Genomic DNA, 15,183 nt, shown 5'->3' with positions numbered 1-15,183 from the left:
CGGTGTACAGCGGGATCACATGGTCGCCGGGCTTGACGCTGGTCACGCCTTCGCCGACTTCGACGACGATGCCCGCGCCTTCATGGCCCAGCACCGCGGGGAAGATGCCTTCGGGGTCATCGCCCGACAAAGTGAACGCGTCGGTGTGGCACACGCCCGTGTGGGTGATGCGCACCAGGACTTCGCCCTTGCGCGGCGGCTCGACGTCGATCTCGACGATCTGCAATGGTTGACCCGCGGCAAAGGCGACGGCGGCGCGTGATTTCATGATGTGGTTCCTTGGTTGTCTTCCTGAAGGATGACGGGTTGGTTGAACAGCGCGGGGCGCGGCTTCGCGCCCCGGGGTCCGGATTGCGCATTTTCCCATCTGCAGCGGTCGGTTGGCGCGCAGAAACGGGGACGATCGCGCCAAATGCCCTTTCAGCCCGGCCAGGGGCCCGACTATACTTTTGCAGTTACGCGAATGGATCACTTCACCGATGACTGAACCCGGCTCCGATGGCGCATCCAGCGCAACCCCGCTCGACTACGATTTCACCGCCCAGATCGGTCACCTGTTGCGGCGTGCCTACCAGCGCCACACGGCCATCTTTTCCGAGATCATTCCCGATTCCAAGCTCACGGCCACGCAGTTCGTCGTGCTGCACGCGGTCAATGAGCGCGGCTCCTGTTCGGTCAACGAAATCGTGCGCGCCACGGCCATAGACCAGGGAACGATGCGCGGCATCATCGAGCGTCTCAAGACGCGCAAGCTGATTCGCATCGCCGCCGACAAGACCGACAAGCGCAAGCTCGTGGTCCAGCTGACCGGGGACGGCGAACAGCTGATCGCCGAAGTCGTGCCCTATGCCAAGCAGGTCACCGAATTGACCTATGGCGACTTCAACGCCGCAGAACGCGTGGCCCTGGCCTTCCTGCTGCGCCGCATGATAGACGTCGGCATGCCAACAGGCGCCGGCACGGCCACCTGAGTCGCGCGGCCCGGCGCGCATGCCAGGCCGGCCAGCTTCTGGCGGCCAATCCTTTGAATTCAATGATTTGCTGCGCCCCGGCAAGGGCCGCAGGCCTTGGCGCGCGCGTTGCGCTGGCAGCAATTTTCCTTTGCCTAGGGATTTATTGAGTGTATGCGCTTGATAAATTGAGCTCTAAGACCAGTCTATCGGTTGGGGAAATGCCGGTTTCCGTCAGCGAGATTGCCATGCTGTCAGTGTTTTTCCGTAAAAGATTCGCATCTTTTCGCCCTTTAGGCGGGTTTTGCATTTTCGCGCTGTACTTTCCTTAATCGAGTGTCTACACTTCATTTCCAGGTTGAACCCCGGCAATCTTGCCGTCACAGGAGCATGAAGATGAAGGACACCACCCGTATTGCCGTCGTTGGCGCTGGTCTGGGCGGCACGGCCGCCGCGGCCTTGCTGCAGCGCGCAGGTTTCAATGTGAAGCTCTACGAGCAGGCGCCGGGCTTCTCGCGGCTGGGCGCGGGCATCCATGTCGGGCCCAACGTGATGAAGATCATGCGCAAGATAGGCATAGAGGACGCGCTCAACGCCATGGGCTGCCACCCCGACTACTGGTACAGCCGCGACGGCCTGACCAGCGAAGTCATCGCCCAGATCCCGCTGGGCGACTACGCACTCAGGCATTACGGCGCGAGCTATCTCACGGTGCACCGCGGCGATTTCCACGAACTGCTGACGAATGCGGTCACGGGCGGCGTGCTCGAATTCAACAAGCGGCTCACGTCCATCGATGACCGGGGCGATGTCGTGGAGCTGAAGTTCGCCGACGGCACGAGCGCCCAGGCCGATATCGTGATCGGCGCCGACGGCATCAACTCGCGCATCCGCGAAACGCTGCTGGGCGCCGAGCCGCCCAAGTACACGGGCTATATCGCCCACCGCGCGGTGTTTCCCATAGAGCGCGTCAAGGGTTTCACGCACGACCGCTGCTGCAAGTGGTGGACCGACGACCGCCACATGATGGTCTACTTCGACACCGGCAAGCTCGACGAGATCTACTACGTGACCGGCGTGCCCGAGCCCACCTGGGACATGGGCAAGAGCTGGCTGCCCAGCAGCCGCGACGAGATGCGCGCCGCTTTCGACGGCTGGCACCCGGGCGTGCAGTCGCTGATCGAGGGCACGGTGGAAGTCACCAAGTGGCCGCTGCTCGAGCGCGACCCGCTGCCGCTGTGGAGCCGCGGCCGGCTGGTGCTGCTGGGCGATGCCTGCCACCCGATGAAGCCGCACATGGCCCAGGGCGCGGCCATGGCCATAGAGGACGCAGCCATGCTCACGCGCTGCCTGCTTGAAGTCGGCACCGGCGATCTGCAGACCGCGTTCGCGCTCTATGAAGCCAACCGCGCCGAGCGCGCCAGCAAGGTGCAGCGGGTCTCGCACAACAACACCTGGCTGCGCGGCAACGAGAACCCCGACTGGTGCTTTGGCTACGATGCGTTCCAGGTGCCGCTGGCCGAGCCACGCAAGACCAGCGCGTGAAAGCCGCCTGGCCGGCCGGCGCGGTCCTGTGACAGCGCTGGCGCCCGGCCGCATAATTTGCAGCATTGCGTCGGTGCCAGCGCGCGCCGCCCTTCAATCCAGACCAGCGACACGATGGACAAGCAAAAAATTGAGTTCTACCCTGGCCCGGCCGGCGGCTGGGGTGCGCTGCGCAGCGTGAAGAACACGCTGCTGCGCAACGACATCGCGCTCAAGGGCGCGCGCACGCTGCTGTCGGCCAACCAGCCCGACGGCTTCGACTGCCCGGGCTGCGCCTGGCCCGACCGCAACCATGCGTCGAGCTTTGAATTCTGCGAGAACGGCGCCAAGGCCGTGGCAGCAGAAGCCACGGCGCGGCGCGCCGGCCCCGACTTCTTTGCGCGCCACACGGTGAGCGAGATGATGGCGCAAAGCGACTTCTGGCTCGAGGACCAGGGGCGGCTCACGCACCCCATGCGCTATGACGCGCAGACCGACCGCTATCTGCCCATCGATTGGGACGCGGCCTTTGCCTTGATTGCCGCGCAGCTGCAGGCGCTGCCCGACCCCAACCAGGCGATCTTCTACACCTCGGGTCGCGCCAGCAACGAAGCGGCCTTCCTTTACCAGCTGTTCGTGCGCGAGTACGGCACCAACAATTTTCCCGACTGCTCGAACATGTGCCACGAGGCCAGCGGCAACGGCATGCGCGCGCAGATCGGCGTGGGCAAGGGCACGGTGACGCTCGAAGACTTCGAGCATGCAGACGCGATCTTCATCTTCGGCCAGAACCCCGGCACCAACCACCCGCGCATGCTCGGCGAGCTGCGCGCGGCGCACAAGCGCGGCGCGCGCATCGTCAGCTTCAACCCGCTGCACGAGCGCGGCCTGGAGCGTTTCCAGGACCCGCAAAGCAAGCTCGAGATGGCGACCATGAGCGCCACGCCCATCAGCACGCATTACTTCCAGGTGCGGCTGGGCGGCGATCTGGCCGCGGTCAAGGGCATGATGAAGCATGTGCTCGAGCAGGAAGCCGCGCGCGGCGGCGTTCTCGACCTGGCCTTCATTGCCGAGCACACCACGGGCTTCGAGGCCCTGGCCGCCGACCTGCAGGCCGAAAGCTGGCAGGTGCTGGCGCGCGAGTCGGGCCTGAGCGAAGCGCAGCTGCGCGCCGCGGGCGAGGTCTACATCGGCGCGAAAAGCGCCATCGTCTGCTGGGGCATGGGCATCACCCAGCACACGCATTCGGTGGCCACCATACAGATGCTGGTCAACCTGCTGCTGCTGCGCGGCAACCTGGGACGCGAAGGCGCGGGCGCCTGCCCGGTGCGCGGCCACAGCAACGTGCAGGGCGACCGCAGCATGGGCATCTGGGAAAAGCCGCCGGCCGCGCTGCTCGACCGGCTGCAGCAGGTGTTCGGCTTCGCGCCGCCGCGCGCCGATGGCGTCGACACCGTGGAAGCGATAAGGCTGATGCTCGACGGCGGCGGCCGCGTGTTCTTCGCGCTGGGCGGCAACTTCGCCGCGGCCGCGCCCGACACCGATGCCACCTGGCGCGGGCTGCGCCAGTGCGATCTCACGGTGCATGTGACGACCAAGCTCAACCGCAGCCATCTGGTGCACGGACGCGAGGCGCTGATACTGCCCTGCCTGGGGCGCACCGAAGTCGACCTGCAGGCCGGCGGCGTGCAAAGCGTGTCGGTGGAGGATTCGATGAGCATGGTGCACCTGTCGGCGGGCATCAACGCGCCCGCGTCCGAGCTGCTGCTGTCCGAACCCGCAATCGTCGCGCGCCTGGCCGCGGCCACGCTCACGCAAAGCCGCATTCCCTGGCTGTGGCTGGTCGAGGACTATGCGCGCGTGCGCGATCTGATTGCCCAGGTGTTTGACGATTTCCAGGATTTCAACGCCCGCGTCGCCACGCCCGGCGGCTTTCGGCTGCGCAACACGGCCAGCGAGCGCGTGTGGAACACGCCCGCCGGCAAGGCGACGTTTTTCGCCCATGCCGTGCCCTGCGACACGCCCGTGCACCGCGCGAGCGCGCGCCGGCCCGATCAGCGCGTGTTCTCGCTGATGACCATGCGCTCGCACGACCAGTACAACACCACCGTCTACGGCATGGACGACCGCTACCGCGGCGTGTTCGGCCAGCGCCGCGTGGTGTTCATCCACGCCGACGACATCCGCGCGCTGGGCATGCAGGACGGCGACTGGGTCGACATGTTCACGGTCTGGGACGACGACCAGCTGCGGCGTGCCGACGGCTTTCGCCTGGTGGCCTACGACATTCCGCGCGGCAATATCGGCGCCTACTATCCCGAGACCAATCCGCTGGTGCCGCTCACCTCCACCGCCATCGGCGCGGGCACGCCGACCTCCAAGTCGGTGCCCGTGGTGCTCATGGCGCATGCCGCGGCGCGCAGCTGAGACCGCGCGCTGCAGGGAGAAGCCCGTAGTTGCTACAGTGTGAGCTGGCCTGGCGAAATGCCTCGCCATCCCTGCAGCGATTCGGAGACTTCCATGCAAATCAAGGAACTGGCGCGCGCCACCGGCGTTGACGTGGAGACCATACGCTTCTACGAGAAGCAGGGCCTGTGGCCCGAGCCCGCGCGGCTGGACAACGGCTACCGCGATTACGCGCCGCTGCATCTGGAGCGGCTGGCGTTCATACGCCATTGCCGCGCGCTCGACATTCCGCTGCCCGATGTGCGGCGCCTGCTCACGGCGATGGACGCGCCCCGGGACGCCTGCGTGGATGTGGACCAGCTGGTCGATGCCCAGCTCAGCCGCGTGCGCGCGCGGCTGCAGAGCATGCAGGCGCTGGAGCAGCAACTGCTGCAGCTGCGCCGCGCCTGCAATGGCGACCATGCGCACCAGGGCTGCGGCATTCTCAAGGAGCTGGTCGGTGCGGCGCATGGCGAGGCCTGCGCCTGCCATTGACGCGCGCTTCAGGCATGGCGTGCCGCGCAGGCCTGCAAGGCCGTGCTGGCCTGGCTGCGCGCCTGCTCGACCAGGTAGTCGAGAAACACGCGCGTGCGCTGCGGAATGAACTTGCGGCTGGGCAGAACGGCATACATCACCAGCCGTCCCGTGATCCAGGGGGCGAGCACGCGCACCAGATCGCCGCGCGTGAGGTAAGGCGCGACGGTGTCCAGCGTCACCGAGGTGATGCCCGCGCCATCGAGCGCGGCGCGCAGCAGCGTGTCGGTGTGGTTGGCGGCAATCACCGGCGTCACGGAGATCTCGCGCAGGTTGTCCGGGTCGGCCACGCACCACATGCGCCAGGCGCGCGGTCTGCCGTTCGACAGCTTCAGGCGCAGGCAGTCGTGCTGCGCGAGCTCCTCGGGCTGGCGCGGCGTGCCGCGGCGCTGCAGGTAGGTCGGTGAGGCGACCAGAATCGCTTCGGACTCGATCACCTTGCGAGCGATGATTTCGCCGTTGAAGCCTTCATCCGTGCCCATCAGCGTGATGTCGAACTCCTCGAACGGCGGCTCGCTGGTCGATTCGACTTCGACATCGAACTGGATCTTGGGGTAGCGCTGGCGGAAGTTGGCGAGCAAGGGCCCGAGCACATAGCTGGCCAGCACGGGGGGCGAGTGCACGCGCAGCAGGCCTTCGAGTTCGGTGCTCTGCGAGCGCGTCACGGCGTCGGCCTCGTCTATGTCCTGCAGGATATTGCGCACCCGGCTCAGATAGTTCTGGCCGGCCTCGGTCAGCGACAGGCGGCGCGTGGAGCGCTGCAGCAGCCGTGTTCCCAGATGGTCTTCGAGATCGGCGACCAGGCGCGTGACCACGGGCGCGGACATGTCGAGCGCGCGTGCCGCCGCGGCGAAGCCGCCTTCATTGACCACGCGCTCAAACACCCGCATAGAAAGCAGACGGTCCATGTCCAGGCCTTGGAGTAGCAAAGCTCGATTATTTCAGTTTTAGAAACACACGTATTCTTTTTGTGCTGTTTATCTTTGATGCGGGAAATTTTAAAGTTCATCCCATGGACCGGACAACAGTCCTCCAATCAACGAATCGCAGAAAGCACATCATGAAAAGCACTTACCTCTCCATCCTCGCCGTCACCGTAGCCGCCTTCACCGCCGGTCAGGCCCTGGCCGCCGATGCCTCGACCGCGCTGACCCGCGATCAGGTCCAGGCCGAGCTGGCCCAGGCCGTGCGCACCGGCGACATCGTCATCGACAACGAGTCCGGGCTCAAGGCCAATGAAATCTTCCCCGGCCGCTACGCCGCCAAGGCCGCGGTGCAGGGCAAGACCCGCGCGCAAGTCCAGGCCGAACTCGCCGAGGCGATCCGCACCGGCGACGTTCCCGTCGATGGCGTGACCGGCCTGAAGATGAACCAGCTGGCTCCGGGCAACTATCCCGCGCCCGTCGCGGCCCAGGGCAAGAGCCGTGAAGAAGTGCAGGCCGAACTGACCCAAGCCATTCGCCGCGGTGCGCTTCCCGTGCACGGCAGCGTCTGAGTTCCGCCCTCAGGACATGCGGGCGACGGCAGGCTTGCCGATCGCCCGCGCATCGCGCCCCAGCCCCGCGACTGCAAGCGCCTCGATGGCGCTTGCAGTGTTTGCGCCGTAGTCCTTGAGCGGGTTGTACTCGGCGATTTCCAGGCCCACGAAGCCCGGGTCGTCACGGCAGCGGCGCAATGCCGCTGTCGCCTCGTCCAGTCCTATGCCGTGGCGTACCGGCGTGCCGGTGGCGGGCGCATCGCCGGGATCGAGGCCGTCGAGATCGAAGCTCAGGCCCCAGCCCGCGCAGCCGTCTGACACAATGGCCTGGGCTTGCGCGAAGCAGGCTTCAAAGCCGTTGTGCACCACTTCTTCCATATACATCACGCGCACTCCCAGCGCATCGAGCAGCCGGCGCTCGGCGCTTTCGTAGCTGCGCGCCCCTATGATCACCAGCTTGTCGGCCGCCACCTTTCCCGACCAGCCAAACAGATCGGTGAACGCCGCGCTGCCATGGCCCAGCAGGGCCGCCAGCGGCATGCCATGCGGCGCGTGCGACTCCGAGGATTCGGGCGTATGCGCGTCGAGATGCGCATCGACCCAGATCAGGCCCAGCCGGCCCTGCGGCGACAGCGCCTGCGCGACGCCGCTCCAGGTGCCTATCGCGCACGAGTGGTCGCCGCCGAGCACCAGCAACTGCGTGCCGATGCGCATCTGGCGCGTCACCGTATCGGCCAGCACGCGGTTGAAGCGGGCCACGGTGTCCATGCGGTCGCGCGCGAGAAACGGCTCGGCCGTGACCATGGACAGCGCCTGCAACGCGCAGCCGGCGTCGGCCAGGGCCAGCGCCAATCCGTGGTCCAGCAGCGCGCGCGCGCCGTATTTGCAGCCGCCGTCGACCGCGCCTTCGCCGATTTCCGCACCTATGATCTGCAGCCTTGAAGTCGAAGTGGTCATGTTGCTGCTCCTCAATGGGCGATTGCCGGCGACGCGGCCTTGCCCAGGGCATAGCCGTACAGGTCCTTGGGGTCCAGCAGCCGCGGAACGATTTCAAGCTGCCGGCCTATGTCCATGGCGCTTGCGCGCTGGTGCAGATAGCGCAGTGCCGACAGGTCCTCGAGCGCGAAGCCCACGGAGTCGAAGACCGTGATCTCGTCGGCGCGGATCCTGCCGTTTTCCAGGCCCTGGAGTATCTGCCACAGTTCGACCACCGGAAAGTCCGCAGGCAGCTGCTGCAGCTCGCCTTCGATGCGCGTCTGCGGCTCGAACTCCACCACCACCTTGGCCTGTTGCAGAATGCGCGCGTCGAGTTCGGTCTTGCCGGGGCAATCGCCGCCCACGGCGTTGAGGTGCATGCCGGCCACGATCATGTCTGGCGTCAGGATGGTGGCGCGGGATTTGTCGGCCGTGAGCGTGGTCACGATGTCGGCGCCGGCCAGCGCCTCGCGCACCGATTCGGTCGCGATGACCTGCAGCCGGCCGGAGCGGATATAGGGCGCGAGATTGGCCAGCAGCTTGTCGGTGGCTGAGCGGTCCACGTCGTAGGCGCGGATTTCGCGGATTCCCAGCGCATCCATGAAGGCGATCGCCTGGAATTCGCTTTGCGCGCCGTTGCCGATCAGCGCCATGCAGCGGCTGTCGGCGCGCGCCAGATGCCGCGCGGCCAGCACCGAAGTCGCGGCGGTGCGCAGCGCCGTGGTGATGGTCAGCTCGCTGAGCAGCAGCGGGTAGCCGGTCGCCACTTCCGCGAGCACGCCGAACGCCATCACGGTCGGCAACTGCTGCAGCGGATTGCGCGGGTGGCCGTTGACGTATTTGAACGCGAAGAACGTCTCGTCCGACGCCGGCATGAGTTCGATCACGCCGCCCGGCGAGTGGTTGGCGGTGCGCGCCGACTTCTGGAAGCTCTGCCAGCGCAGAAAGTCGTCGCGTATGAAATGGGTGATGTCCGCGAGCATGGTGGGCGTGCCGATCTCGGCCACCATGCGCTGAAGGTCTGCCACTCCCAGGTAGCGGGTCATATCGTGCTCCTCGCCAGCGCTGCGCGCGCCGGCCATGGAACTACTCTAGCCTTGCGGCCGCACCGCAAACGCGTAAATCCGCCGTTCCCGCCGCCGAAACGGCTGAAGGCACAGCAGCGCTCAGCCCATTCGGTCCGCAATGGTGAAAAGAGGAAAACCGGCGAATTCCTTGACCGTCTTCAGCTCGGTGCTGGACACGATTTTTTCTATGCCCAAAGCGGGCTGGTCCAGCCAGGCATCGGTCAACGCCTGGTAATGCGCGAGGTCCCGGCAGCAAAAGCGCACCAGATAGTCAAAGCGCCCGCTGACCAAGTGGCAGGCGATGACTTCGGGACAGGCGGCCACATGCCGCTCGAACAGGCGCACGGTCGTCTGGCGCTGGTCCTTGAGCGCCACTTCGGCGAACACCGCGACATGCGCGCCGAGCACCGCGCGGTCGAGTTCGGCGTGGTAGCCGCGCAGATGGCCATGCGCCTCGAGCGCGCGTATGCGTGCCAGCGCGGCCCGGGGAGACAGGTTCACGACTTCCGAAACGGCCTTGGCGCTGCTGCGACCGTGCTTTTGCAGGTGCTCCAGGATTCTGTAGTCAATCGCGTCAGGCTGCATTTTCAACCTCCGTGCGGGCGGTGGGCCCGGTGCCCAGCTTAGCAGCCCGAAGTGCGTTGCTGTCGGGCGTCGCAAGCCGCAGGCAGATGTTGGCTGATTCACCGAATAAAGAAAAAAGCTATCGTAGATAATTTCTTACAATGGAAAAACTATCAATCATTTAAGCTTTCGTTGACGGACCCGAGAAACCACCACGATCCACCCCGCAACCAAGCTCCGATGCGCAAACGCCCCAGCCCTTGCATTTTCCTGTACGCCTTGCTGTGCAGCAGCGGCGCTGTGGCGCAGTTGCCGCCCGCATCGCCCTCTGTAGCGCCCGATGCCCGCCTCGATCAGCTCCAGCAGCAACGCCAGCAGGAGCGTGACAGAGCCTTGCGCCAGCGCATCGTCCCCGATGGCGATGTGCTCCAGGAGCAGTCCAAGGCGCAGGCACTGGAAATACCCGATGGCGAGGCGCCGTGCTTTGCCCTGCATGAAATCCGTATCACCGGCGCGCAGTCCGGCGATGTGCCCTGGCTGCGGGAGGCCGCGGGCCTGGACTTGCGGCGCAGGCCCTGCATCGGCGCCAAAGGCGTGGAAGTCATTCTGGCGCGCATGCAGCACGCGCTTGTGGCGCGCGGTCTCATCACCTCGCGCGTGCTGGTCGTACCGCAGAACCTGCAAAACGGCGTGCTGGAGATTGCGTTCATTCCGGGTGTGCTGCGCGATGTGCGCTTCCATCCCGACAGCGCTGGCGACGCTTCCATACTGGACGCCCTGCCGCCCCGGCGCGGACAGATGCTGCAGTTGCGCGATATCGAACAGGGCCTGGAGAACCTCAAGCGCGTGCCCACGGCCGATGCCGACATCCAGATCGTGCCCGCCGAAGGCCAGGACGTGGCGCCGGGGCAAAGCGATCTGCTGATCAGCTACCGCCAGACGAATCCTTTTCGGCTGAATCTGTCCCTGGACGATGGCGGCACGAAAGCGACCGGCAAGCTGCAGGCCGGGGCCACACTGTCCTGGGACAACCCGCTGCTGCGCAACGACTTGGTCTATCTGAGCCTGGGCCGCGGCCTGCGCAACCGGGACCGCCGCGGCTCGGAAAACGTCTCGGTGCATTACTCCGTGCCGCTGGACTACTGGCTGCTGGGCCTGACGGCTTCGTCCAATCGCTACCACCAGTCCGTGGCCGGCGCGTATGAAGAATACGTGTACAGCGGTGAATCCAGCCAGCTCGATGCCAGCCTCAGCCGAGTCGTCCACCGCAATGCCTGGTCACGCACCACGGCCGGCGTGCGCGCCTTCCACCGGGCATCGTCCAATTTCATCGACGACACCGAAATCGATGTCCAGCGCCGGCGCACCGGGGGCTACGAGTTGAATGTTGCGCAGCGCAGTCACCTGGGCGCGGCGCTGTTCGAGGGCAAGCTGGCGTTCAAGCGCGGCACGGGTGCGTTTGGCGCGCTGCGGGCGCCCGAAGAGCTCTGGGACGAAGGCACTTCGCGCATGAAGATCTACCTGCTGGACCTGGGGCTGAGCCGGCCGTTTGCGCTGGGCGGCGCCCGCCTGCGCTTTTCCACGGCCTGGCATGGCCAGTGGAACGCGACGGCGCTGACGCCGCAGGACCGCATCGGCATCGGCGGGCGCTACACCGTGCGCGGCTTCGACGGCGAAAGCACGCTGCTGGCCGAGCGCGGGCGCTACTGGCGCAATGAAATCGCGATGGCGCTCAATCCCGCGGCCGAAGCCTTTCTTGCGCTGGACACCGGCCGGGTCGGCGGCCCCTCGGCTACGTACCTGGTAGGCCGCTCGCTGACGGGCGCGGCCATCGGCTTGCGCGGCGCCGGCAAAGGCATTGCCTACGAAGTGCTGCTGGCCAGGCCGCTCAGAAAGCCCGAGCACTTTCGCACGTCGGACACCAATCTGGCCTTCAACCTGAATTACAGCTTCTGAGCACCCGCGATGAATAAACACCTTTTCCGGGTCATCTTCAACAAGGCGCGCGGCATGCGCATGGTGGTGCAGGAAACGGCCTCCAGCGGCGGCGGCCAGGGCAGCGATGCCGCTACCCGCGCGGGCAGAAGGGGGCGCGGCTTTGCACTGGCTCCCATGGCAGCGGCCATGGCGCTGTGGCTGGGCAGCCCGGCCGGCCTGGCGCAAATCCGTCCCGACCGCGCCGCCCCGGGGGGGCAGCGGCCCGTGGTGCTGAACTCCGCCAATGGCACGCCCACGGTCAACATCCAGGCGCCGTCGGCCGCCGGTGTGAGCCGCAACAGCTATAGCCAGTTCGATATCGGCGCCAAGGGCGCAATTCTCAACAACAGCCGCACGGCAGTGCAAAGCCGCATCGGTGGCTGGATCCAGGGCAATGGCTCGCTGGCCCGGGGCAGCGCCCGGGTCATCGTCAATGAAGTCAACGCCTCCGCGGCATCGCAATTGATGGGCGCGCTGGAAGTCGCGGGGCAGCGTGCTGACGTCATCGTCGCCAACCCCTCGGGGCTGGTGGTCGACGGCCTGTACTTGATCAACGCCGCCGGCGTGAGCTTGACCACCGGGAGGCCGCTGTACGGTGGCGGTGGCAGCGTCGAGGGCTTCAGCGTGCAAAACGGCTTGATCCAGACCCAGGGCCTGGGCCTGGACGCGACCGAGGCCGACTACGCACATATCCTGGCGCGCGCCGTTTCGCTCAATGCCGGCGTCTGGGCGCAGGACCTGCGCGTGGTCATGGGAGCCAATGAAATTGCCGTCGATGGCCAGCTGCGCGGCGCGCGCTCGGGCGCGGCGGACAGACCGCAGTTCGCGCTCGACGTGGCGCAGTTGGGCGGCATGTATGCGGGCCGGATCTTCATTGTCGGCACCGAAGCCGGCTTGGGCGTGCGCAATGCAGGCGCGCTGTCTTCGACGCGCGCCACGCTGACGCTGTCCGCCGATGGCCAGCTGCAAAACACCGGCGCCATCGCCGGAAATGGCACGGGGTCCGACCTGGATCTCTCGGCGCAAGGCATCGCCAACAGCGGCACGCTGACCAGCCAGCAGGATCTGCGGCTGGCAGATGGCGGCGGCATCACGACCAACTCCGGCACCACGCAGGCACAGCGCCAACTGATTGGGAAGTTCGGGCATCTGGGCAATCAGCCGATGGGCGTGATCAGCGCTCAGCGGCTGGAGATCACTGCTGCCACGCTGAGCAATGCGGGTGTGATGACTCAGACCGGAATGCAGGTCCTGGACATCTCCAGCACTACCCTGTCCAGCAGCGGCGACCAGGCCGTGGTGGGCGCGCGCGCCGCGCCGGCCTTGCCCGCAGCCGTGGGGCAAGGCCCTGCCGGCACGGTGCCCGGGCACATGCCCGCTGAGCCCATGCCGGCGCCCAGCACGGCACAGGAGGGCAGCCAGATCCAGAGCATGCCGGCAGCGCCCCTGGTGCTGGCCGCGGGGCGGGTCGAAGTGGCGCACCACATGGGCAACACTGGCGCGCTGCTGGCCAATGGCGCCACCGATCTGCGCACCACGCAGGCGCTCGCCAACAGCGGCAGCATGCAACTGCGCCAGTTGCACAGCGAAGGCTTGCTCGACAACAGCCAGGGCACGCTGCACGCGCAGCAACTGGGCGGAACGCACCACACGATCGTGAATCGCGCGGGTGCCTTGTATGTCGCAGGCGACTTGCGTCTGGTGGCCGAGCGCATCGACAACACCGGCGGCACGGTGGGCAGCGCGCAGGCGTTGACCGCCCGGGTGCAGGGCCGCATCGCCAACGACGGCGGCACGCTCAGCGCCGCCAGAGACCTGTCGCTGACGGCGCGGGAGTTGCATAACAACGACCAGGCGCGCATCGTCAGCAATACCGGCAGCGTGCAGCTGGAAATATCGCAAACGCTCAACAACCGCCAAGGGCAGATCACGACGGCGTGCGCTGACACCACGGCCAACATCAAGATCCAGGCCGCCAACATGGACAGCACCCAGGGCGCAGTGCTCCACAACGGCAGCGGCCAACTGGACATCCGCGTCAGTGAGGCCCTGGGCAGCGACCAGGCACAGCTGCTGAGCAATGGCAGTGCCGATGTCACGGCGGGCCGCCTGAGCAACGATGGCGGGGCCATTCTGGCGCTGCAGGAATTGGCGATCAGCGCGCGCGCGGGCCTGAGCAACGTGACCGGCAGGCTCGTAGCGAGCAAGGGAAAGCTGCAACTGCAAGCCGGCGGCCCGGTCGATAACCGCGGCGGCCATATGCTGGCGCGTGGCGATCTCCAGGCCATGGTGGGGGACATCGACAACACCGATGGCACGATGGCCACCACCGGCGCGCTGCAGCTGCATTCGGACGCGCAATTGTTGAATGCCCGAGGCCAGCTGCAGGCCCAGGGCGCCATGGACATCCAAGCCGTGCTGTTGCTCGACAACCGATCCGGCAAGCTGAGTTCCAGCGCCGATGGCATGCATCTCGACGCGCTGACCATTGACAACCGGCAAGGGCGGATCCATTCGGCCCAGGATGCCAGCCTGCGCACACTGCAGCTGGACAATCGCCAGGGCAAGATTGCGCAGCAGTCGGCGGGCCTGCTCAGCATCGACGCCGCAAACGAGTTGAATAACGCAGGCGGCAGCCTGGTAAGCCATGGCGGGCTGCAACTGGCGGCGGGCGAAACGTTCAACACCGGCGGTGAAATCGTCAGCCAGCGCGACGTAAGTCTGCAGGTCGCGCGGCTGGACTCCACGCAGGGCTTGGTTCAGGCGGGCGGGAAGCTGGACCTGCGCAGCGTCGCCGATATCAACAACCACGGGGGCCGGATCCTGGCCCGGGGCGCGCTGAACGTCACGGCCGCGGCGGCGCTCATTAATACTGAAGGTCGGCTGCAAAGCCTGGGCGTGGCGGCCGTGACCAGCGGGGCTTTGGACAACAGCGCTGGCACCGTCAGCAGCATGCAGGCGATGCTGCTGGACACAGGCGTTCTCACCAACGCAGGCGGAACGCTGGCCGCCAGCCAGGCGCTGGAGTTGCACAGCAGCGCACTGGACAACACCCAGGGCAGGATTGGCGCGTCATCGATAGCCATAGCCACGCGTGAAGGCTTGCTGATCAATGACAACGGCAAGATCGTTGCATCGCAAGGCAATGTCAATCTGCAAACCGGGGCGCTGCACAGCGACGGGGGCGTGGTGCAGGCGGCCGAGCATCTGGATATCGACACCCATGACCAGGCGCTGAGCAATACCGGCACGCTGCTGGCACTGGGCCATGCCACGATTGACGCTGCGCATGTCAACAACACCACCGGCACGATCAGTGCCGCTAAAGCTTTGACGCTGACCAGCAGTTCGCTGGACAACACCGCCGGAACGATGGGCGCGCAATCGATAGCCATTGACACCCACGACGGCGCACTGACCAACGACAACGGCAGGATCATTGCATCGCAAGGCAATGTGAATCTCCAGACCGGGGCGCTGCACAGTGATCTCGGGGTAGTGCAGGCAGCTCAGCATCTGGATATCGACACTCATGGCCAGGCGCTGACCAATACCGGCACGCTGCTGGCACTAGGCCATGCCACGATTGACGCTGCGCACGTCAACAACACCACTGGCACGATCAGTGCCGCTGAAGCTTTGACGCTGACCAGCAGTTCGCTGGACAACA

General features: G+C 66.1%; 12 protein-coding genes. 7 read left to right on the top strand and 5 right to left on the bottom strand.

Annotated features, from left to right (window positions below; genetic code table 11):
- A partial coding sequence (locus tag RR928_RS19315) for an alcohol dehydrogenase catalytic domain-containing protein (protein WP_332683816.1) occupies window positions 1–268 on the bottom strand: 268 nt, incomplete at its 3' end.
- 211 nt (window positions 269–479) lie between these two features.
- Between RR928_RS19315 and RR928_RS19310 the strand changes: the two genes are divergently transcribed.
- The 4 genes from RR928_RS19310 to cadR all read left to right on the top strand — a co-directional run bounded on the left by RR928_RS19310 (window position 480) and on the right by cadR (window position 5,414).
- Window positions 480–971 (top strand): MarR family winged helix-turn-helix transcriptional regulator, encoded by a 492-nt coding sequence (locus tag RR928_RS19310; protein ID WP_332683814.1) that lies wholly within the window; start codon window positions 480–482, stop codon window positions 969–971.
- Window positions 972–1,346: 375 nt separating this feature from the next.
- A complete protein-coding gene (locus tag RR928_RS19305) occupies window positions 1,347–2,495 on the top strand; it encodes an FAD-dependent monooxygenase (protein ID WP_332547811.1) in 1,149 nt (382 codons plus the stop codon).
- 114 nt (window positions 2,496–2,609) lie between these two features.
- On the top strand, window positions 2,610–4,901 hold the full coding sequence (locus tag RR928_RS19300) for an FdhF/YdeP family oxidoreductase (RefSeq protein ID WP_332547810.1): 2,292 nt from the start codon (window positions 2,610–2,612) through the stop codon (window positions 4,899–4,901).
- A 93-nt stretch (window positions 4,902–4,994) separates the two neighbouring features.
- A complete protein-coding gene (gene cadR, locus RR928_RS19295; RefSeq protein WP_332538699.1) occupies window positions 4,995–5,414 on the top strand; it encodes a Cd(II)/Pb(II)-responsive transcriptional regulator in 420 nt (139 codons plus the stop codon).
- 8 nt (window positions 5,415–5,422) lie between these two features.
- On the opposite strand, the gene RR928_RS19290 is transcribed toward cadR, so the two are convergent.
- Window positions 5,423–6,361: a LysR family transcriptional regulator gene (locus RR928_RS19290; protein WP_332538701.1), complete on the bottom strand. Its 939-nt coding sequence runs from the start codon at window positions 6,359–6,361 to the stop codon at window positions 5,423–5,425.
- A gap of 152 nt (window positions 6,362–6,513) precedes the next feature.
- Between RR928_RS19290 and RR928_RS19285 the strand changes: the two genes are divergently transcribed.
- Window positions 6,514–6,948: a DUF4148 domain-containing protein gene (locus RR928_RS19285; protein WP_332538702.1), complete on the top strand. Its 435-nt coding sequence runs from the start codon at window positions 6,514–6,516 to the stop codon at window positions 6,946–6,948.
- 9 nt (window positions 6,949–6,957) lie between these two features.
- On the opposite strand, the gene RR928_RS19280 is transcribed toward RR928_RS19285, so the two are convergent.
- The 3 genes from RR928_RS19280 to RR928_RS19270 form a co-directional block, all read right to left on the bottom strand.
- Window positions 6,958–7,887 carry an arginase gene (locus tag RR928_RS19280; RefSeq protein WP_332538703.1) on the bottom strand — a complete coding sequence of 310 codons (930 nt, stop codon included), beginning with the start codon at window positions 7,885–7,887 and terminating at the stop codon, window positions 6,958–6,960.
- A gap of 11 nt (window positions 7,888–7,898) precedes the next feature.
- Window positions 7,899–8,951 carry an ornithine cyclodeaminase gene (locus tag RR928_RS19275; RefSeq protein WP_332547807.1) on the bottom strand — a complete coding sequence of 351 codons (1,053 nt, stop codon included), beginning with the start codon at window positions 8,949–8,951 and terminating at the stop codon, window positions 7,899–7,901.
- 120 nt (window positions 8,952–9,071) lie between these two features.
- Window positions 9,072–9,557: an Lrp/AsnC family transcriptional regulator gene (locus tag RR928_RS19270; RefSeq protein WP_332538705.1), complete on the bottom strand. Its 486-nt coding sequence runs from the start codon at window positions 9,555–9,557 to the stop codon at window positions 9,072–9,074.
- A gap of 219 nt (window positions 9,558–9,776) precedes the next feature.
- Here RR928_RS19270 and RR928_RS19265 point away from each other — a divergent pair, with 219 nt between their 5' ends.
- The gene (locus RR928_RS19265) at window positions 9,777–11,492 is read left to right on the top strand and encodes a ShlB/FhaC/HecB family hemolysin secretion/activation protein (protein WP_332683811.1); all 1,716 of its coding nucleotides are present in this window, start codon (window positions 9,777–9,779) and stop codon (window positions 11,490–11,492) included.
- 9 nt (window positions 11,493–11,501) lie between these two features.
- A partial coding sequence (locus RR928_RS19260) for a two-partner secretion domain-containing protein (RefSeq protein ID WP_332683808.1) occupies window positions 11,502–15,183 on the top strand: 3,682 nt, incomplete at its 3' end.

The organism is Comamonas sp. (genome assembly GCF_036666375.1).
Taxonomy (GTDB): domain Bacteria; phylum Pseudomonadota; class Gammaproteobacteria; order Burkholderiales; family Burkholderiaceae_C; genus Comamonas.
This window is presented reverse-complemented; position numbering and strand designations above follow the sequence as displayed.